Annotated in this window: 15 protein-coding genes, 1 tRNA gene and 3 pseudogenes; 10 read left to right on the top strand and 9 right to left on the bottom strand. The window is 35.6% G+C overall.

Features of this window, described 5'->3' with window-relative positions:
- Positions 1-265: pseudogene (locus tag ACFIK8_RS05195) on the top strand (late control protein); the annotation flags it as partial.
- A 390-nt stretch (positions 266-655) separates the two neighbouring features.
- On the opposite strand, the gene ACFIK8_RS05190 reads toward ACFIK8_RS05195, so the two are convergent.
- Positions 656-732, bottom strand: a tRNA-Met gene (locus ACFIK8_RS05190).
- Between the two features lie 180 nt (positions 733-912).
- Here ACFIK8_RS05190 and ACFIK8_RS05185 point away from each other — a divergent pair.
- Entirely contained in the window at positions 913-1,869 is a 957-nt protein-coding gene (locus ACFIK8_RS05185; RefSeq protein WP_375636230.1) for a Gfo/Idh/MocA family protein, read from the top strand.
- Positions 1,870-1,918: 49 nt separating this feature from the next.
- Positions 1,919-3,037 (top strand): DegT/DnrJ/EryC1/StrS family aminotransferase, encoded by a 1,119-nt coding sequence (locus ACFIK8_RS05180; RefSeq protein WP_375636130.1) that lies wholly within the window; start codon positions 1,919-1,921, stop codon positions 3,035-3,037.
- A 324-nt stretch (positions 3,038-3,361) separates the two neighbouring features.
- Here the strand turns inward: ACFIK8_RS05180 and ACFIK8_RS05175 are convergent.
- Both ACFIK8_RS05175 and ACFIK8_RS05170 read right to left on the bottom strand, forming a co-directional pair.
- A pseudogene (locus ACFIK8_RS05175) lies at positions 3,362-4,004 on the bottom strand (hypothetical protein).
- 27 nt (positions 4,005-4,031) lie between these two features.
- Positions 4,032-4,628: a DUF1134 domain-containing protein gene (locus tag ACFIK8_RS05170; protein WP_375636131.1), complete on the bottom strand. Its 597-nt coding sequence runs from the start codon at positions 4,626-4,628 to the stop codon at positions 4,032-4,034.
- Positions 4,629-4,844: 216 nt separating this feature from the next.
- On the opposite strand from ACFIK8_RS05170, the gene chpT reads away from it, so the two are divergent.
- Positions 4,845-5,483, top strand: coding sequence for a histidine phosphotransferase ChpT (gene chpT, locus ACFIK8_RS05165; RefSeq protein ID WP_375636132.1), 639 nt, complete (start codon positions 4,845-4,847; stop codon positions 5,481-5,483).
- Between the two features lie 222 nt (positions 5,484-5,705).
- Here the strand turns inward: chpT and ctrA are convergent, their stop codons facing one another.
- Positions 5,706-6,407 carry a response regulator transcription factor CtrA gene (gene ctrA / locus ACFIK8_RS05160; RefSeq protein WP_015856677.1) on the bottom strand — a complete coding sequence of 234 codons (702 nt, stop codon included), beginning with the start codon at positions 6,405-6,407 and terminating at the stop codon, positions 5,706-5,708.
- A 565-nt stretch (positions 6,408-6,972) separates the two neighbouring features.
- On the opposite strand from ctrA, the gene ACFIK8_RS05155 reads away from it, so the two are divergent.
- Complete coding sequence (locus tag ACFIK8_RS05155) at positions 6,973-7,359, top strand: flagellar export protein FliJ (RefSeq protein WP_375636133.1); 387 nt, start codon at positions 6,973-6,975, stop codon at positions 7,357-7,359.
- A gap of 130 nt (positions 7,360-7,489) precedes the next feature.
- Here ACFIK8_RS05155 and ACFIK8_RS05150 read toward each other — a convergent pair whose 3' ends face one another.
- Positions 7,490-7,765 (bottom strand): DUF1153 domain-containing protein, encoded by a 276-nt coding sequence (locus ACFIK8_RS05150; RefSeq protein ID WP_015856675.1) that lies wholly within the window; start codon positions 7,763-7,765, stop codon positions 7,490-7,492.
- Between the two features lie 45 nt (positions 7,766-7,810).
- Between ACFIK8_RS05150 and ACFIK8_RS05145 the strand changes: the two genes are divergently transcribed.
- Together ACFIK8_RS05145 and mnmA are read left to right on the top strand one after the other, a co-directional pair.
- Positions 7,811-8,014: a hypothetical protein gene (locus ACFIK8_RS05145; RefSeq protein ID WP_375644802.1), complete on the top strand. Its 204-nt coding sequence runs from the start codon at positions 7,811-7,813 to the stop codon at positions 8,012-8,014.
- A gap of 139 nt (positions 8,015-8,153) precedes the next feature.
- Positions 8,154-9,383, top strand: a complete 1,230-nt coding sequence (gene mnmA / locus ACFIK8_RS05140; protein ID WP_375636135.1) for a tRNA 2-thiouridine(34) synthase MnmA — start codon at positions 8,154-8,156, stop codon at positions 9,381-9,383.
- Between the two features lie 272 nt (positions 9,384-9,655).
- On the opposite strand, the pseudogene ACFIK8_RS05135 reads toward mnmA, so the two are convergent.
- Positions 9,656-10,466, bottom strand: a pseudogene (locus ACFIK8_RS05135) (TrmH family RNA methyltransferase).
- 764 nt (positions 10,467-11,230) lie between these two features.
- Between ACFIK8_RS05135 and ACFIK8_RS05130 the strand changes: the two are divergent.
- Positions 11,231-12,139: a cation diffusion facilitator family transporter gene (locus tag ACFIK8_RS05130; RefSeq protein WP_375636136.1), complete on the top strand. Its 909-nt coding sequence runs from the start codon at positions 11,231-11,233 to the stop codon at positions 12,137-12,139.
- Positions 12,140-13,444: 1,305 nt separating this feature from the next.
- Here the strand turns inward: ACFIK8_RS05130 and ACFIK8_RS05125 are convergent.
- Positions 13,445-14,281, bottom strand: a complete 837-nt coding sequence (locus ACFIK8_RS05125) for a DUF1460 domain-containing protein (protein ID WP_375669010.1) — start codon at positions 14,279-14,281, stop codon at positions 13,445-13,447.
- 757 nt (positions 14,282-15,038) lie between these two features.
- On the opposite strand from ACFIK8_RS05125, the gene ACFIK8_RS05120 reads away from it, so the two are divergent.
- Positions 15,039-16,259 carry an MFS transporter gene (locus ACFIK8_RS05120; RefSeq protein ID WP_375636138.1) on the top strand — a complete coding sequence of 407 codons (1,221 nt, stop codon included), beginning with the start codon at positions 15,039-15,041 and terminating at the stop codon, positions 16,257-16,259.
- A gap of 969 nt (positions 16,260-17,228) precedes the next feature.
- Here the strand turns inward: ACFIK8_RS05120 and carA are convergent.
- On the bottom strand, positions 17,229-18,425 hold the full coding sequence (gene carA / locus ACFIK8_RS05115) for a glutamine-hydrolyzing carbamoyl-phosphate synthase small subunit (RefSeq protein WP_375636139.1): 1,197 nt from the start codon (positions 18,423-18,425) through the stop codon (positions 17,229-17,231).
- A 258-nt stretch (positions 18,426-18,683) separates the two neighbouring features.
- On the opposite strand from carA, the gene ACFIK8_RS05110 reads away from it, so the two are divergent.
- Positions 18,684-19,136, top strand: a complete 453-nt coding sequence (locus ACFIK8_RS05110; RefSeq protein ID WP_015856668.1) for a GatB/YqeY domain-containing protein — start codon at positions 18,684-18,686, stop codon at positions 19,134-19,136.
- A gap of 679 nt (positions 19,137-19,815) precedes the next feature.
- Here ACFIK8_RS05110 and ubiC read toward each other — a convergent pair.
- The gene (gene ubiC / locus ACFIK8_RS05105; RefSeq protein ID WP_375636140.1) at positions 19,816-20,325 is read right to left on the bottom strand and encodes a chorismate lyase; all 510 of its coding nucleotides are present in this window, start codon (positions 20,323-20,325) and stop codon (positions 19,816-19,818) included.
- Positions 20,326-21,015: the final 690 nt, after the last annotated feature.

The raw sequence follows: 21,015 nt of genomic DNA, 5'->3' as shown, positions 1-21,015 counted from the left end.
GGAAGAGGCTTTGGCTGCTGCTGCATCAGAATCAGACCGACTTTGTCGTGCTGTGGGCAGTGGTTCTTTGACCCTTGCGGGGCGACCAGAAATCATGGCGGATCAACCTCTTTTATTGCAAGGGTTTCGTGGCGAAATCAATGGTCCATGGAAAGCTTCCACTGTCACCCACTGCTATGAGAAACAAAGCGGATACACCACAGAAATTACACTCGAAGCACCGGACAAGGGAAAAAAAACAAGAGAAAAGGAAAACTCTGAGTGACAAAAAATCAAAGGGACAACTTGACCCTTTGATCGGTCGTGATGAGGAATAGGTGCAACTTGCACCAATTGCATGAGTACAGCAATAAGGTAATGTCTACTCAATTCCTTAAACGCTTCTCTTTTTAATAATGTCCTGAATAATGTGCTTAGGATACAGAAAAATCATCAGTCAATTTGATTGATCATCTCAAATTGCGATTTTGAGCAGAAAAGAAAAGAGGCTTTAAACGATCTTTGAAAGGTCTTTGAAGACCCTTTGAGAACCACTTAAAAACTCTTTGAGAAAAAATAAATTGGTACAAAACCTAGTGGCAAAATATACAAAATCCGCTGGCAAGCTACATACATACACCAATGACAAGCTAAAACTACACAACAAAAAAAGTAATGGTAGCGGAGGAGGGATTTGAACCCCCGACACAAGGATTATGATTCCTCTGCTCTAACCTACTGAGCTACTCCGCCAAAATAAGCAATCATACAAAATAAGCAATCATAATTGTAAAGAATTACATCTTTTGCGGATATAAGGGGTAGAATAGTAAGATGTCAAGCATCGTTTTTAAGCTTTTCTCTTGTCATTCTATTTTATCCTCGATATGTAAAAGTGTAATTTTATATGATAAAGTAGGGTAAGGCATGAAAATGGTGCCACGTGTAGCGGTTTTAGGATGCGGTCATTGGGGTGAAAATCATATACGGACACTCCATTCTCTCGGGGCTTTGGCAGCAGTCTCTGATATTGATAATGATCGTGCTGCTAGTTTTGCAACGATGTATGGTGTAGAGCTTGTTACACCAGATGATCTTTTTACGCATCGAGATATTGATGCGCTGGTATTAGCTCTGCCGCCACAATTGCATACGCAAAATGTGCTCCGTGCTGTTAAAAATGGTAAAGATGTTTTGGTGGAAAAACCAATAGCCTTGAATGTTTCTGATGCTAAACGCCAAGTTCAGGAGGCTGAGGCTTATGAGCGAGTTTTTATGGTGGGCCATATTTTACGTTTTCATCCGGCTTTTGAAAAAATGTGTGAATTGGTGAAAAACGGAGAAGTGGGAGATGTGCGATATATTTATTCTCATAGATTAGGCTTTGGAAAATTTCACACACACAGCGATGCTTTATGGGATCTTGCGCCTCATGATCTCTCAATGATTTTGGCGTTGACAGGGTGTGAACCTTCCGAAATTCGCGGTGAGGGGGCTGCTGTCGTTGATCAGATTTCTGATTTTTCTCATATTCATATGACTTTTCCAAATGGTGTGCGTAGTCATCTTTTTACTTCACGCTTGAGTTCTTATCGTGAGAGACGTTTAACTGTTGTTGGAACAAAAGCTATGCTCGTTTTTGATGATATGGAACCGTGGAGCCGTAAATTGGCAATGCACCATTTTGCCGTTTGGAAAGAAAATCAAGAGTGGGCTTTTAGCATGGATGAGCTGAATTATATTGATGTTTGTGAAGATTTGCCGCTTACTTGCGAATTACGGCACTTTCTTCATTGTATTGAAACGCGTCAATCACCTTGTACAAATGGTGATGATGCTATTGCGGTTTTACGGATTTTAACAGCTGCTGGTGTCAATTATGATAGATAAAAGAGATAGGTAGCGCTTTTGCATTCTTGTGATGATCAATGGAGTTAATATGCAATTCATCGACCTTGGGGCGCAGCGTGCGCGTATTGAAGATAAAATTAATTCTGCAATTGCACATGTGGTCGCTAGTGGTAAGTATATTTTGGGACCAGAAGTAACAGAATTTGAAGAGAAATTGGCAGAATATCTTGGCGTTAAACATGTGATTGCATGTGCTAATGGAACAGATGCTTTGAAGATGCCTCTTATGGCTAAAAATATTGGTCCAGGGGATGCTGTGTTTTGTCCTAGTTTTACATTTTCAGCAACGGCTGAAGTGGTTGCTTTAGTGGGGGCTAAGCCTGTTTTTGTTGATGTTTTACCTGATACATTCAATATTGATGTTGAAAAACTTTCTTACGCTATCGAAATGGTAAAAAAAGAGGGACGTTTAAAGCCAAAGGCTATTATTGCTGTTGATTTATTTGGGCTTTCTGCTGACTATGTGCAAATTGCTCAAGTGGCTGCAAAGGAAAATCTTTTTGTAATTGAAGATGCTGCTCAATCTATGGGTGGAAGAAGCGGTAATACTATGTGCGGTGCTTTTGGTGATGTGGCTGCTACAAGTTTTTATCCTGCAAAACCATTAGGATGTTATGGCGATGGAGGCGCTATGATGACCAATGATGATCATTTTGCAGAACTTTTACGCTCTATTTTGTTTCATGGTAAAGGTGAAACGCAATATGACAATGTACGTATTGGCATGAATTCGCGCTTAGATAGCATTCAGGCTGCAATTTTACTAGAAAAGTTTGCGATCTTTGAAGATGAAATGGAAAAGCGTGTAGAAATTGCTCAATGCTATTCCAATGGCTTAAGAGATATTGTTACAGTTCCAGAAATAGGAGAAAATATTCGTTCTGCTTATGCACAATATACGATTAAGGTAAAAGAACGTGATAAATTAAAAGATTTTTTACAAAAAAAATCTATCCCTACAATGATTTATTATAAAACTCCGTTACATCAACAGCCAGCTTATAAACACTTTCCTTATGTAAAAGATTCCCTTTCTGTTTCAGAGTCTTTAGGAGAGTGTGTTTTAAGTTTACCAATGCATCCTTACTTGACACAAACGGATCAGGATATGATTATCCAAAAAATAAGAGATTTTTATCACTCTTGAGAGCGTGTTTTATCCTTAAAATTATCGTAAGAGCTCTATTGGTGACCCATCTTAGAAGGTATTTTTGTTAGAGCGTGTGACCAATGTTTTTGGTATTATTTGCTTTCTAGGACCTATGAAATGTTGTCCTTTAGGGCGGTGATATGATTAGCAAGTGGAATCTGCTAGACAAGAAGATGCTTTTTAACAGAACGGTATGGGTTAAGAAACTTTGTCGTTTAGCTTAGCAAGAAAGTCACGTTTAATAAAAAGGATTTGGGTTATGAAAGTTACAATGAACCTTTGTTGGTTTTACTCTTCATTCAAGGTGTTTTAAAAGATAACTTATTTAACAGAGCTTTTGGAGAGACAAGTGATTTTTTTGCGAATACGTGATGCGAGGTCATTTTTGTTTTTTGATTTTTGAATCAATGTATTGATGGGTGATGTATTCCCCTCTTGTAGCGCTATTTGAGCTGCCAATGTTGCTGCAAGTTCTTTTGTTTCTTCACGGAGTTCTTCCAGCAATTGGTGGTTAGCAGTCGTGTCAAGCTCATGAGTTTGGATTTTTTGTAAACGTTGCTGATAGTGTGCGATTTTTTCACGCATCATTTTTCTTTCCTTTGAAAGTGTGTATTGTGGCGATATTTTGTTTGATTGCTATCGCTTCTTTGGTGAGAGTGTCTTGTATGGGGAGGCATAGCCGATAAAATTGTTCTGTTATTTGGCTCAGTTGTATTTTTTGTTGGGCGTATTTTTTTTGCAAAAACTCGTACTTTTGTTGGTTTTTTGCTAATTCTACAGCATGTTGTGCACGAAGAAAATCGTGATTTGCTTCTATTTCCGCGAGTGATAATGGCATTTGCGCACAAACATCTTTATACGCAAAATGAACGGCTTTACGCCAAATAAAAGGAGACAAAAGCACCAGTACCCAAGAAGTGAAAGCAACTCCAAGAATAAAAAAAAGAAACGATTGAATAAGCATAATACCCCTTTTCAAATAAGAATACGTTTAAAACGGATTCCATGTCGGTCTAGGTGTTAATTTTAAATATCCTATATTGATACCAAGGCGTGCGCCGATTCCTGTACGTATTGGGATTAACAAGGTATTATGGTATTTGAGGACATGAAAACCAACACCTGCAATTAAATAGGCCGAACCTGAAATACCGCCATAGCGTTTCCATAAATTATTTATGCTATTAAGGTTGTAAACTAAGATCATTAAACGGGAGCCTTGGCCGCCAAAGTCCCATCCTACTGAGGGACCTTGCCAAAAAACTTTATGTTGACCATAGCTTTTGGTAAAAACCTTTCCTTCGCCATAGGTTAATCCAGCAAAAAAGGCACCAGAAGCTTCTTCTCCTAAAATATAGGCATTGGGATAACCGTATTGTGAAAAAATATTTTGAATTGCAACAGCTAGACCACTAGCTGTTTTTCCAAAAAAAAGATGACCAGAATCAATAATTTCTTGGAGTGAATAATGGGGTTCATTTTGCTCTATTGGTTGTAGTTGAGCATCTGCAGTGTTTATGGTGATGAATAAAAGGAGGATTAAAGATATAATATTTTTGTACCAGTATTTGAGCAGAGAGAGAGCCATGAAGTTTTCTCCTTTTATTAGTGATAAACAAAAAGATAATATTAGAATTTTCATTCTATTCAAATAAAAAATAAGATATAAGGTTATTTAAATTCTTGAATTTATTTCTGAAATTTTTTTAGCATGATTGTTAATGTTTCCTACTATGCATCAGATATTAAGAGTTTTTCTTTAAAATAAAGTTTGTTTTTTTGAATCTAGGAGTTTTCAATCATTATGAAGTTAGATATTTCTTTGAAGCCTATGGATCTTGCTGCTTTGCTTTGTAGTCGCATTTGCCATGATTTGATTTCACCTGTGGGGGCTATTCAAAATGCAATGGAGCTTTATGATGAAGGAGGAGCTGAAGAAGATGCTTTACAATTGGTGCGTTTATCCGTTGCGAGTGCTGCTGCACGTCTACAATTTGCGCGATTGGCTTTTGGTTTTGCTGGTGCAAGTGGAGGACAAATAGATACACGGGCTGCAGAGCAGGTTGCTCAACAATATATGAAAGAAGAAAAAGCAACTTTAAAATGGCAAGCTTCTTCTTTATTGTTACCAAAAGATGAAGTTAAACTTTTGCTTAATTTATTATTGATTGCAAACGCAACAGTTTCTCGTGGTGGTGAAATTGTTGTTATGATTTTGCAAGAAGAAAATAAACGTTCTTTTCGATTTGAGGTTTTCGGTAAAACTCTCCGTATACCCCCTCATTTTCTTGCGTTATTTCGTGGAGAAGTTCAAGAAGAGCTTATTGATGCACATGTCATCCAATTTTATTACACAATGTTACTTTCTCAGATGACAGAGATGAAAATAAATATTGATGAAAGTGATCATTGTATTGTTTTAGAAAGTGTAAAAAAGCTTTGAATAAGAGAGAAGCGCTTAAGCCGTGTTGGGAAAAGTGGCTTCGATTGAACTTATGAGCAATAGGGTTATATGTGTAAATTCTGTGTGGTTACTTCTTAAGCTTTAAGCGCTTTCTATATGAGATTCTTGGTGTGCGAGTTTTCTACTTTTAACAGAGAACAGATCTCGGGAAAAATCTCGGCCCGCTACACTCCGAGATTTTACAAAGTGCATTTTCACTGCTTAAGCGGTTTTTCGTACGTTCTCTTCAACTGGATCACGTAATACATAACCACGTCCCCAAACTGTATCAATGTAATTTACACTAGAAGAGACTGCTTCCAATTTTTTCCGCAATTTACAGATAAAAACATCGATAATCTTTAGTTCTGGTTCATCCATTCCACCATAGAGATGATTGAGAAACATTTCCTTAGTAAGGGTGGTACCTTTACGTAAAGAGAGAAGCTCTAGCATTTGATACTCTTTTCCGGTTAAATGAACGGGGCGCCCTGCAACTTCGACGGTTTTTGCATCAAGGTTAACAGTGAGATCACCGGTAACAATAACCGATTGTGCATGCCCTTTAGAACGACGAACAACTGCATGGATACGTGCAATGAGTTCATCCTTATGAAAAGGCTTCGTCATATAGTCGTCAGCTCCAAAGCCAAAACCACGGACCTTGTCTTCAATGGCATTCATACCAGAAAGGATTAGGACAGGAGTTTTTATTTTTGCCAACCTTAGAGTCCGCAAGACATCATATCCTGACATGTCGGGCAAATTCAGATCAAGCAAAATGATATCATAATCATAGAGTTTTCCTAAATCGATACCTTCTTCACCCAGATCAGTGATATAAACATTAAAGTTAGCTGACTTTAACATTAACTCAATGCTTTGAGTAACTGCTCTATCATCTTCAATTAATAATACGCGCATTTTAGATCCCTCACTTCGCTCCTTCACGAATCATAAGGAGCATTTCTATTTTATAATCAGTTAGCAAAGCCACTGTTATAAAAACAATTCATGAAATCAAACACTTATAACAAAGTGTTTATGTATATTTCAGTAGTACGCGTAACAATCACTACTAAATTCCCCACTATCCATGATAGTGGTTAACAAAATATTTTTATTTTTGAAAGAGGCTACAAAATTATTTTAGAAAAATCGCATATTTTTTAACATAATAAAAAAAGAACGGCTTTTTCTATAAACTTTAACTTAAAAAAATTTGTAAAAGAGCATTATAAATTACTTTTTTACAATTTCAGTGTTTATTTACTGAGCTTTAAACCTCTTCATTTTATAATGGAGGGAAAAGTAAAGAAATAGTTATTGCTCTTTAAAGCAGATTGTATTTTCAGATGCTTTAATGAAAGGCGAAAATTATTATAATTTCAAGTCAATAGACTGTTTTTGTCGGATAGACATATAACTAAAAGATATTTATTGGGTGTGAATGCGAGTTTTGAGTTGGCGCAATCAAGGAGTAGTGAGTATGAAGCCGCGAGAAAATATGGTGCGATTGAGGATGTTTCAAGTGCGTGGAAAACGCCGTGAAATTGCACAGCTTGAGATGATGATCGCAGAATTTGAACGAATGGTGTTAGAGCTGGAAGCACAGATTACTAATGAAGAACGTAAATCTGGAAACAATGATGTTCACCATTTCGCTTATTCTGCTTTTGCGCGTGCAGCGCGGCAAAGACGTGATAATCTGATCAATTCAATTCGTGATTTACAGCTTCAAAAAACAAACGCTGAAATTGCTCTCCATGAAGCTAATACAGAGCTGCAACGTGCACAGCTTTTGGAAGCACGAGAAAAGAAGATTGCTGCGGATGATGAGGATATTTTGATTCAATCTAATTCAATGGTTGGATGATAAAAGCAATTATTGAAAAATCCATTCTTTCAGATTTATCTTTTGGGTATAGTATAAAACAGCCAAATTTTTATCAAATTTGGCTGTTTTATAAGTTTTTTTATGTTATCGAATCGTAATTAATGGCAACTTAATGCCTGTAGTTTTGAATCTTGGTCGTTCGTAATCCCGCTAAACCGTGTTCATCGATCAAACTTTGCCATGAAAGAAATTCTTCTACAGTCAAAGTATAACGTTGGCACGCTTCGTCAAGACTTAACAATCCACCTCTGACAGCCGCAACAACTTCAGCTTTGCGACGAATCACCCAGCGTCGTGTTGTTTGCGGCGGTAGGTCGGCAATTGTAAGCGGACTTCCATCTGGCCCAATAACATATTTCATTTGTGTTTTTATCAAATTGGTCATTCGTATCCTCTACCTTTAGTCAAGGACTTGATTCGTTTATAGAGCATGAAATTTAAAAAAGAGCTAAACACGCTGAAAGAAAAAATTAATAAAGTGATTGAGCACGTAAAAAGAAGTTTAAGTGAAGTGTGTAGAAGAGCTTCTTGTAATATTTTTCAGATTTTAAAAAGAGCAAAAAAGGTTTTCTCCCAAACGATTGCCATTATGCCTTATTTCTATCATTCTTTTTTTGTTTGCAGCAGCCTTTAAGAAAGTAATGCCTATGGTTGTGGAAAAGATAAAAAAACAATATAAAGACAATCAATCGTGTAAAAGTGCTGAAGAGCGTACATCAAAATGTTAACATATGGGTAGCCATTAAACAGAGCATTAAATAGAGAATGAATACATGTTTTTAAACAGTCTTGATTTACCAGGACAACCTGAGGATTCTCGCATTGTTGTTGCAATGTCGGGGGGGGTTGATTCATCGGTTGTTGCAGGTCTTTTGAAAAAGGAAGGGTATAATGTTATTGGCATTACGTTGCAGCTTTATGATCATGGGGCAGCAACGCATCGGGTGGGGGCATGTTGTGCAGGACAAGATATTGAGGATGCTCGCCGCGTTGCAGAAACATTAGGAATACCGCATTATGTTCTTGATTATGAAAAGCGTTTTCGCGAAGCTGTTATTGACCCTTTTGCAGAAAGCTATGCTCATGGAGAGACACCAGTACCATGTATTGCATGTAATCAAACGGTTAAGTTTGCTGATTTATTAGCAACAGCACGTGAATTGGGGGCAGATGCTTTGGCTACGGGACATTATATTCGTTCGCGTTCCCACGGAGCGCATCGAGCACTCTTTCGTCCTCTCGATAATGATCGTGATCAGAGTTATTTTCTCTTTGCAACGACACAAGAACAGATTGATTATTTGCGTTTTCCACTTGGTGATCTTCCAAAAGCCCGCGTTCGTGAAATGGCAGCAGAAATGGGATTTGTGGTTGCCAATAAGCATGATAGTCAGGATATTTGTTTTGTTCCACAAGGAAAATATTCAGATGTTATCGCAAAACTGCGTCCAGAAGCCGCTAATCCTGGCGTTATTGTCCATATTGATGGAAAGATTTTAGGTAAACATTCGGGAATTGTTAATTATACGGTTGGTCAACGTCGTGGTATTGGGGTGTCAACGGGTGAAGCGCTTTATGTAGTTTATCTCGATGTGGAAAATGCACGTGTTATTGTTGGACCGCGTGAAATGTTAGAAACGCATAAGCTTTTTTTACGTGATGTGAATTGGCTTGGTGATGAGTCGTTAGATAAATTTCCTTCTCAAGGTATTGAGGTAGCTGTAAAGGTGCGTTCAACGCGTCCTCCTCACCTTGCGCGCTTACATTATAAAGAAGGTATTTTTTCCGTTGATTTATTGGAATGTGAAAATGCTGTGGCACCAGGGCAAGCTTGCGTTCTTTATGATGGAAATGGTCATGAGGCACGTATTCTTGGGGGAGGATTTGTAACACATTCAGAACGTGCGGCCGATACTGAAATGATGTTAAAGCGCGTTTTATGCAATCTCGAAACAAAAGATTCTGTTTCCTCTGAACTAAAACAACAGCTTCGTAAAACATAGTCAATTGATTTATAACGATAATTTTTAACCTTAAACTTGAATGAGGGACTTCCAGAAGGTTCTCTCATTGAGAGTTTGTTTTATGATTGGATCCATCAAAATTATGTCTTTTGCACGTCATGAGCGGGGTTAGGGTGTGGAAAGCATTGATAAGAAAAATATAAAATGCTTTTTAATCAATGCTTTCAAATGCTAGGGAACAGCAACATTATTGGGACTGATGAATAACATACAACATTGGATATGTTTTACAACTTAAAGTGTTATCATTTTTAGTGGTCAAAGTTGGTAAAATGGGCAAGTGCAATACCTGAGGCTGTGGCAACATTAAGGCTGTCAAAACCGTTAGTCATGGGAATACGTAAGGTTTTTGATTGTTGTAGTATATGGGGCGGTAAGCCATCGCCTTCTGTTCCAAAAATAAGTGCCATTCTTTTAGTTTTGTTGGCTTGCTTGAGAAGTGTGTGAAGCAGAAGGGGAGAGTGCATAAAGATGAAATCTTTTATCCTTTAGAGCAGCTATAATGTCATTTATATCAGCGTTTTGCGTATAGGGTACTTTTAAAGCAGCGCCGGCAGAAACTCTTATTGATTTACGATAAAGTGGATCGCATGAGGTTTTGTCGACAATAATGCCATTACTGGCAAAGGCTGCTGCATTACGAAAAATTGATCCCATATTATCGTGATTCGAGATACCACATAAAACAAGAATCAAAGCTTTTTCTGGAAGATGTTGTAGAAAACTTTGTAAGGATGGCAGTGTTTTGCGTTTACCAATACCCAAGACACCACGATGAACATGGAAGCCGGTGATATTATCCATGACTTTTTGTGGAACACAATAAATGGGACATAGAGGCTGTGTTTTTTCTAAAAGCGGTAGAAGTCCAGAGAGACGGTTTGCTACGGTGAGCAGTGAGATGGCAGAAAACTCTTTCGAGTGCAGTAATGCGGACAAGGTTACTTTGCCTTCAGCAATAAATTGATGTTGCCGTCCAACAAGATCTTTTTCACGGATATTATGATAGGCTTTTAGACGTGGATCATCTGTTTCATTGATTGTTATGATATTCAAATGCATGCGAGATTTTTAGTGCTTTTTTCTTATGATTTCCAGATGTTAGAATTTATTTTATTTAAAAAAAAGAGATAAAAAAACATTATTTTAAAACTTATGGTAGAATTTATGTTGACAATATACAACCATAGGTATAGTATAAAAACACTGGTACGGAATCATATATTTTTCTCGTATCGGGTGCAGTGTCTTGGGTCCCCGCTATTTCCCAAGTTCTGTATGCCCTTAATTTCTAAGGGAAAAGAATCTGGGTCCCCAATGCCCAGATTCTTTTTTTGAGGGTATCACTGTTCTTCTTTTTTATATCTCAATTTTTTAGTAAATCATATTTTAAAATCCAGTTGATCTGTAAGGTTACAGTAGAGCGCTAAGATATTTTTCTAAGGTGCAAAGATGGCTTATAGATGGGTTATAATGCACATCATAAGACTGAAAAATAACGCATGATCATGATACATTTGAGCAAAAACAAGTTTTTTGTTTATGAGATGTGAAATGGCTTTAAGTTATTCAGAAAACGATTAATAATGAAGATGATGTGTTTGATTGCTCTTGGGAAAGCTCTTTGTTTATTATTTTCCTTTCTTCTTCCTTTATTGGTGCTGTTCGTGTAACTGAGCAGTTTTTACGATAATAATGGTGAGCTGGGGCGTTTATTGTATGATGAAGCTTCTGTAATATTGAGGAAATATCGTCGATATGCCAAAAGTATAATGATATGGTTGAAAATATTAATTCCCTATTTCGTGAAGAAAAGGATGAGGCTCATGGATGTAAAAATCAATATACAAAGCTTAACTTTATACTCTATTTTTATTGCGTGTATTGTTTTTGCTTTGAAATATTGGGCATATCACATCACAGGTTCGGTTGCACTTTATTCTGATGCATTGGAATCAATAGTTAATATCCTTGCGTCATCGGCAGCATGGTGGGCTGTTAAAGTGAGTATGAAGCCAGCGGATCAGGATCATCCCTTTGGGCATCATAAAGCGGAATATTTTTCCGCAATTCTTGAAGGGATACTCATTATTATTGCGGCAATTGTTATTTTAAGAGAAGCATGGATAGCTCTTTCTACCGTTCAATTATTGCAGAAGCCTGGAATATGGCTTGTTATTCATCTTATTGCAACTGTCATAAATTGTATGTGGGGAATGGTCCTTATTTGGCAGGGAAAACATCATCGCTCACCGGCTCTTAAAGCTGATGGAGTCCATTTTATAACAGATGTTTTTACTTCGCTTGCAATTTTAATTGGTCTGATTGCTGGTTTTGTAGGAGGATGGGGAGTTTTAGATCCAATTTTAGCGATAATCGTTGCCGTTAATATTCTCTTACAGGGCTGGAAGGTGATTAGAAATGCTATTCAGGGATTAATGGATGTCGGCGTTGAATTGAATGAAAGCATGCGGATTCGGGAGCTGATTTCTGCAAATGCATCTGGTGCGCTTGAGGTTCATGATTTACGGACGCGTGTTGCTGGGAGGGTTACTTTTATAGAGTTTCATTTGGTTGTGCCTGCTGTAATGCAGGTAGGAGAAGCACATAAGATTTGTGATAAAATCGAAGGTGTTCTTCAAAAAGAATTTGATAATGTGCGTATTTCTATTCATGTCGAGCCTGAAGATGAGGCAAAATTGCCTCCCGGTACAACGGTGATACCTTTTATATAAAAAGATTTTTTTCAAATTGCCTGTCATGTTATGGAGATTGTTTTTTTATGATGGGGCGATTCATACCTCTCGAAAATACAATGAATCTCTTTCGTTGATTTAATTTTTGCATCAATCAATTATAAAAGGTTAAACAGAGTATTTAAGCAAGATTTATTCTATTTCGTTAAAACACTGTCATTTAAGGTGTGGTGAGATAAGGCATATAAAATTTGATCTTTTAAGTGTTTTTAGAGTGTGGAGTAAATATTCAAAATAGGGCTTGCCGGTGTATTCTTGTGTAAGTGAATCTCATGAAATGGTTAGCAGCTTAAATTCACTTAAGAGAACGGATTGTTTACAGACTGTCGGGAGTAGATGTTTCGTTTCTTAGGGCGAAGAGGAATGAAGCTTTCGTAATAAGTTTAATGAGATTTAATTATAAATTTTATATAAAAGTTATGAATAGAATTTTAAAGTTTGTGATCATAGATTAATCATCATTATTGTTGCTAATAAATGTGTTGTTTTATCGATAAAATGTGTTTTGTTTTAAGTGTTCTTTATTGCATGAATAATGGGGGACTCATTAAAGAATGAAAAAAACAAAAAATAATGCTCATATCTCTATTCTTTAAAGGATATTATTGTCGTTGCTTTAGAAAATCGCAAAGTTGAACTAAAGAATGATGCTAAAGATAGAAACTGGTTTTTAATTGATGCCTTCATATTTTCATTCCAATCTGACATCAAAAATTTTACAATGACTCGTACAGTATTGGTGCATCCTAATCATAAATATGCTGCTACATCAGGGCTATTTTAATGTATAGACAACAAGAAAAAGCAAAGACTTTATGAGGAAAACAATGCTATAAAGTCAAAAATTTATACGCAATAAATTAGAGAGATAGATCGAATTTTTATAAAATACTTTATGAGACAACAACCAAACATATCTGGCTTTACTTTTACTTATTTTTACAAACGTTCGTCTATGTCTTTTGCGTTATATTCGTAAAGATCAGATTAGCGGTAATCTATAGATAACTCTTGGTTGAGAATATGAAAGGAAAGCGTGATACTATAGTAGAGTTTTGCCTGTCTTTATGGTTCAACCAGTAAAAGTGATTACAAATCCGTGATTTCGTCACAAGTGATTTTATCATACCTATAAACAAAGTTAGATCAAAACGAATTTTTTCTCTAAAAACTGTAAACAAATATATTGTATCCGTATAGCTTGAACGAAGTTAGATGTTTACCTAAATAACTATGGTATATATTTTAAGAATAGAGAAGATATTTCATATCATTATAATGTTATTAAAGAGCTCTTAAAACAATGATTCCTGGTGTTTTTGCAACATAATCCATAAAAGGAGAATCAACGACTTTTTTGTTTGCTTTTCGTGAAGAAGCATTTCTTAATATTGGACCTTTATCTGTCATGATAAAGAAGCCCACATGTGTTACATCCAATCCAGCAAGTTTCGTATAAATACCAATAAAATCACCAGACTGTAAACGACCTATAACCTCCTCATTAATAAAGTTGCTTGGAATATATGTTATCGTGCGTTTCACAACTGGCAACCCAGGTAGATAGCTTTCACCATCAGCTTTTTTGTTGAGATATTTTTCTATTTTTACCGCATGGGGACTTATTTCAGCGGTAATATCAGTGGCGAGTTTATATTCTCTATAAGCCCAGTCTGTAAAAAAATGTTTGCGATTTAAAAAATGAACATTACCGTTAATATAACGCGTTTTTATGACGTTATTTATGAATTCTGGTTGGGATGTTGATTTGCGCAATGCTTCAACATAATCCAGATAAGTGAAGCAATCTAAGCCTCTAAAATCAATAATCAGTTTTTCTGGTGTATTTTCTGAGCCATGTAACATATTTGCTTGGTAAGGTGTCCCTAAAAAAGCTTCAGAAAGAAAGCCAATTAGTGCCCCTTTTTCCTGATAATTTGTTTCTGAACGTTTTTTGAGAAGAGCATTTAATTTATTTAGAGTATAAGGATCTAAGTTTACGTTGGTTGTTTGTTGTGTTTTTATTTTATTTCCTAAAATACTCTCTTGTGAATCAGAATCCTGAACATCACATCCTGTTACCAATATTAAAATGAGAACTAATAGGGATATTTTTCGCATTCTATACACCATTTTTGCATTAACAATTCATGACTAACTGTTTCTAAAAGTGCTATTTTTAAAATGCGTATCATGATTATCATTAGATTTAACGGTAGCATATAATCATTAAGAGCATCAATGAATATAAAGATATAATCATGTTTTTTAAGGTTACACAAATTGCAAGCAATATGAATAGTTTCTAAGATTATAGAATCAAAGAATATTTCTCTATAATATACTTATTTTTTAAATAAAATGATTGTCAAATGAATATTTTTAAAAAATATGATGAGCTTTTTACGTTGTTAAGCTATTCGGGTGATGCTGCTTTAATCTTATAGCACATTCTGAGGGTAAGAAAATTTTTTAAGAGCTTATCTTTTAAAAGGTTTCAATTGCTAGAGGATATCTAACGTATCAAGTGGAATTGAGATTCCTGAAAACGTTGGTATGAGAAGGGGAAATGATGTCTGATAAAATCTATCATAATGTATCTAAAATTATTGGAAATGCTCTGTGTTTCATGAAATTTTGTTTATGAGTTGGTCGCACAAATATTTTGTTCGTATAATGCAAAAAAATATTTTTTATGCTTTGACAAAGATATACCAATTAAAATGTAATTTTATATTTTTATCTTGACTCTTACTTAAATTTTTACTTTGTTATTATTTTATATGTGACAAGTATATGGTATAGAATACTTTTAAAAGGAAAAGGGAGTAAAAAGATAGCGGGGGAGTAATTGTATGCGTAAAATAGTGTGTATGTTATGCAAGACCAAATGCTTAACCCGAATTTTGTTCAGCGTGGGCTCGTTTTAGTGTTCATCACTTTATTGTTAGATATTCTTGGCATTGCGATTATTTGTCCTGTTTTGCCTGAATATTTTTCTCAATTAACTGGAAAAGATATCAGTACATCTTTTGTAGAAAGAGGAAAATTACTTGCAGCTTATTCAGTGATGCAGTTTTTGTTTGCTCCTGTTATTGGCAATCTTTCTGATCGTTATGGTCGTCGTCCTATTTTGCTTCTCTCTATTATCTGCTTTGCTCTTGATAACCTCATATGTGCTATAGCATGGAGTTATTCTATGTTATTTATCGGGCGTCTTTTGTCAGGGATGAGTGGTGCTAGTTTTGCAACTTGTACAGCTTATCTTGCTGATATATCCGATGATAAAACCCGTACACGCAATTTTGGTCTGTTAGGCGTTGCATCCGCATTGGGGTTTATTTTAGGATCGTTTATTGGTGGTTTTTTAGGTCAGTTTGGTCCGCGTATTCCGTTTTATTTTGCTGCTGGTTTTTCACTCATTAATTTTATTTTTTCTTGGGTTATGCTTCCAGAAACTCTTTCTCTATGGAATAGGCGCTTTTTTGATATTAAGCGGGCAAATCCCTTAGGTGCTTTTTGGCACCTGAAACAATATCCGATGGTTCTTTGGGTGTTATTGGTCTTTTTTCTTTATTGGTTTGCGGAATCTGTATGGTTAAGCATTTGGGCTTTCATTGCAAAAGAACGCTATGATTGGAGTTCTTTTTCTATTGGGCTCTCCTATAGTGTTTTTGGGATAGGCCAATTTATTGTAGTCGCTCTCATTTTGCCTTATTTTTCTAAACGATGGAGTGATTGGCATATTGTTATAGTGGGGCTTCTGTTTGCCTCCGTTGCTATGCTGGGCTATACATTTGCGACGCAGGGGTGGATGGTTTATATGGTTTGTGCGTGTACAATGCTTGAATATCTTGTTCATGCACCTATACGTGCTATTGCTTCAGCGCAGGTACCAACAAATGTACAAGGAGAACTGCAAGGAGCGATGACATCTGTTATTTCGTTAAGTTTAATATTTGGTTCTGTTTTTTATGTGTTTCTTTTTGAATGTTTTACAGATAAAAATGCACAGTTTTATTTTTCTGGTGCTCCTTTTGTTGGAGGCTTTTTTCTTCTTGTCGTTGCGACAGTTATTTTTGTCTTGCGGGTACGTTAATTTGTTGAGGAGAGCTGGTACGTACTATTTTGCTAGAGAATGCACAAGATAAACAAAATGCATCATTTTATAGGTAAAAAGTTTTTTGTGATATTGTTTGTATAGTAGAGTCCGTATTTTTTCTGTTGCTTGCAAATTAATATTCAGTGCTAATGCAGCAGCATATTGAAAACAAAGATTAAAACGTATCTGCGTTAGATGTATTAGTACTGTGCGAACAATTCCAAATTTTATATGGCAAATTGGAAGTAAAATATTGCGTATATTTGTTTGCATCACTTCTAGAATCGAAAAAAACTCATTTTGGAAGAATATAAAGTTGTAAAATTGAAAAACCGTTTCCTGTTTTGCCATCACTTTTTTATTCGGCTTTACAGCTTTCAAAACCATCTATGGTAATATCTTTTTAAAAGTAGAGATTTGTTGCATGGTCTCACACTTTAGTTTTTTATTCTTTAATAGGAATTATGCTTCTCATGCAAAATATAATGCTTAAAATTGTATTGTGAATCCAATACTTATTTGAAGGAATAGCTTTCAATGTGTTTGCGCCAATTTCATGATAGTGCCAATAAAGAATATAAGGTAAAAGTCACTGTCAATGGTATAAGATCTGCCGTACACTACTCACTTTACGTATATAAAAGATGCAGCACCAATCATTCACTTTGCCAGTTTCCAATGTTCCGATAGCTCTGAGCTTTTGGTACGGTTAGGTACTTTACTCTTTTTAAAAATGGTTTTTATTGACACACTTATTTTGCTTAGGGGAAGCCAATGATTTTGATGAATACAATTCTAAGAGGAGAGTCATGAGAAAAATTCAAGCTATTCAGTGCTCTCATTTTAGTTGCAAAATGATAAATAATAACACTTATTCAATAAGTTGTAGGTATAAAAATAATATAGTTGTGTATGGGAAGATGATATAATTTAAAGGAGAGAAGCTAGAAGGTGAGATATTTTATTTTAAGATATTTTTTTATAATTCATAATGAGATCACAGAAATGCTGAAAGAGGTAGTGGCTATCTTGTGGTCCAGGAGAAGCTTCGGGGTGATATTGAACAGAAAAAACTGGTTTTCCAATGATTCGAATACCACAGTTTGAACCATCAAAGAGAGAAATATGTGTTTCTTGAACATGTTGTGGTAAAGAGGCAGAATCTACGGCGAAACCGTGATTCATCGATACAATCTCAACTTTTCCAGTGTTGAGGTCTTTAACTGGGTGGTTGGCACCATGATGTCCTTGGTGCATTTTCATGGTTTTTGCACCAACCGTAAGAGCGAGAAGTTGGTGACCAAGACATATTCCAAAAATTGGTAAATTATGATCAATTAACGTTTTGATCGTTGGAACGGCATATTGAGCCGTAGCTGCGGGGTCCCCTGGTCCATTAGAAAGAAAAACGCCATCAGGGTTCATTGCTAGAATTTCTTTTGCAGTTGTGTGGGCAGGTACAACAGTAATGCGTGCTTTTTGTGTTGCCATAAGGCGAAGAATATTGCGTTTAATACCATAGTCAATTGCAATGATATGAAGATTGTGCACATTATTTGTACCGTATCCTTTATTCCAGCTCCATGGTTTTTCATCCCATTGCATTGATGATTGAGATGTCACGTCTTTCGTAAGGTCAAGATTGACGAGACCGTGCCATTTTTGCGCACGTTTCTTTAATGAAGGAATATCAAAATTTCCATTAGAATCATGTGCAATGACAGCATTTTGCGCACCTTTTTCACGAATAAGAATTGTGAGCGCACGTGTATCAATACCACAAAGTGCAATAATTTTACGCGTTTTAAGCCATTGATGAAGATTTTCATTGGCACGATAATTTGAGGGGTGTGTAATGTCTGCCTTGAAAATAGCGCCAACAGCACCATGACAATTGAGAGGAGTGAGAGCTTCAATATCTTCACTATTTGCCCCTACATTTCCTATATGAGGAAAAGTAAAATTAACGATTTGTTGTGTGTATGACGGGTCTGTGAGGATTTCTTCATAGCCTGTGATGGCGGTGTTAAAACACACTTCAGCTTCAGCAATACCTGTAGCACCTGCTCCTTTGCCTTCAATAACGGTTCCATCAGCTAAGACTAAGAGGGCTGTAGGTTTTTTGATACTCCAAGGGCTGCTGGGTGAAGTCGTTTGTATCATAGTATGTATCCACAATTTATTCTCTGAAAGGTATAATGATCAACTTTACACAAAAATCATACCTTTAACAGATGCTGTGTATATTATTCTGGTAATGTTTCGCTTGAAATAGGCAGTATAAGTACATTCCATGAAGAGGTAAAGTCTTGTTTTAGCTTTTCGAAGATCGAGTCCTTAATTATTTTTTTATCCTCCATTGCAAGATGGATAAAGATTGGTTAAAAGGCACTTTTTTCTTGAACAAAATTGGATAAATTTATGTTGCGTAACCAGATTGATGGGGCACTTAGGGCTGCTTTGAAAGCGCAAGATAGTGCGCGTCTTGCTACACTTCGTTTAATGAATGCTGCAGTTAGGGATCGTGATATTCTTTATTATGATCAAGGGAAGTTAGAAGTGGATGATCAGCAGATACAGTCTGTTTTCACTAAAATGCTTCAACAGCGTGAAGAATTGATGCGAGTCTATAAAGAGTCTGGTTGCTTGGAATTGGCAGAGAGAGGACAAGCAGAAATAGAAGTTATTCGTGAGTTTCTTCCCTATCAACTTAAGGAGATGGAAGTAGAACAGGTTCTTTGTGAAGCTTTGGCACAAACAAAAGCTGAAAAATTACGCGATATCGGCAAGGTGATGGCATGGCTTAAGGAACGGTATGCGGGGCAAATGAATTTTTCTAAAGTGTGCAATAGTCTTCGTAAAAAATTGCAATAGATCTTATTAATTCAAGGGGATTGGAAAATATTTTTTATTGTGCGTCGCTTTTGTAAGTCAGTAGGATGTTGATAAATGTCATTTATCTTGTACATACATAATTATTATCAAAAAAATATTTTTTGAAATAAACGAACCTTTTTTGGAGCTCATAGAGCAATAAAAACATCTTTTATGTATTAAATTTTTCTGTTCTTCAAAGCTGTTAGATCATTAACAAAACAAAAAAATTATAGAGTTTCTACTTTTTAAAAAAGATCTATTGTCTGCACTGTTAAAAATTTTAAAATAGGATGATTAGCTAATTGATACAGATTTCCAATTTTGGGGAGTGTATTGTTGTCTTTTTTGCTGTTTCAAAGCATTTTTTTGATAAAGAGTTGCCGTATTTTTAGAGTGGTGATTATTCGGCAAGAAATTTAAATGTAGATGATATTTATCAATATGGTGTGTATCTTCTTAATTCAAGCGCTGGTTTTAATGATAAGAAAATCAGAACTTTAAAACGTTTTTTCTATAGAAGACATTTTTAAGCTGAGTTGATGAAATGAAAAGATATTTTTAAAATAAGTCTTTGTTTGTAATGTGTTTTGAGCTGATTTTGAAATTCTTTTCTCTGATTAAATCCCTTATAAGCTATATAAAATCTATAAATTATGCAGAATAAAATGAGTAATCTCTATTTGTGGGGATACAGTGGTGAATCTGTTAAAAATAGTTCAGTTAGCAACAATGGTTTACCCGTTAACCGTAAACGGGAACGGCGTGCCCATAGCACACCTTGTTGACCAATATGAATGTAATCGCGGGTTAATTTGTCATGGTTAAATAAATAATGTCCTAGAGGTACAGTTCCCAAATGCATCAAGGCTTGATTGTGTAGGAGGGTTTCTTGTGGAATTACAGTGCGTCCAAAAAGCCAAGGTTTATTATCTCCCATCAATATGATTTCGCGTAGCCAATAACGCGCACTTTCGGGGAGATGCTCTGCTTCGTCTGTTAATTGATCTCGCGTAATAAAACATTCGCGTTGTGGTTGAACTTGGAGGCAGGTACAATATTTCTTTAATCGAAGCGTCATTGAACCCGATTCCATGAGCCAATCGCGAATATTTTCTGGTATTGGAGGATTTTGATCAGAGAGCCACTTTAGAGGTGGTAAGATGGAATCTTCAAGATCAGACATCATTTTACTCCACATTTAAAGTCTTATTCCATATGTTATGTTGGGCGAACTAAAATAAATAGCTCTATTGTAATACAAGGAGTATAAAAGCAGCAAGATTTTAACAGGAAGATATCAAAGGTCTTTAAAAGAAGATATGCGGAAAATACATATTATAGGATCATTTTCATTAAAAAAGCAAAATAAGTATTATGTTTTATCCAAGATGCTTTCACACAATGCATTACGGAAATTTCTTTATCGCATGAGAGCAATGGGAAAAATGTTTTGTGCTTTAAAATTCGTTTGTAACGCATATAAAAAATCATCTATGTAAGATGATATAAAGAGGAAACTGTAAGAGAAATAAAACTTTATTTTATACTTTGGAAAGTGAAGAGATATTCAAACCTTTTGAATTGAGATGTAAAGAAGATCGTATTCTTTATAATAAATAATTTTATAGTAATACATATATTTTTGAAAACTTTAAAATATATTATATTATTTAAATTGTAATAAATTACTTCATATTACAGAATATGTAGTCATTTTATAATAAAGTTATATTCATATGTATTTATAGTATATCTACTTTAGATATTCTTTTATTTCACAGATTAGAAAAAAATTCTTTATCATTTTTTGCTTACCTTCTCTCTTTACTTCTTAAGAATGCAAAAGAGCTCCTCGATTTTTTCGGTAAAAATGGTA

The sequence above is a fragment of the Bartonella sp. MR168JLCBS genome (assembly GCF_042194175.1).
The sequence above is the reverse complement of the archived record's forward strand: the minus strand, read 5'-3'. Positions and strand labels throughout refer to the sequence as shown.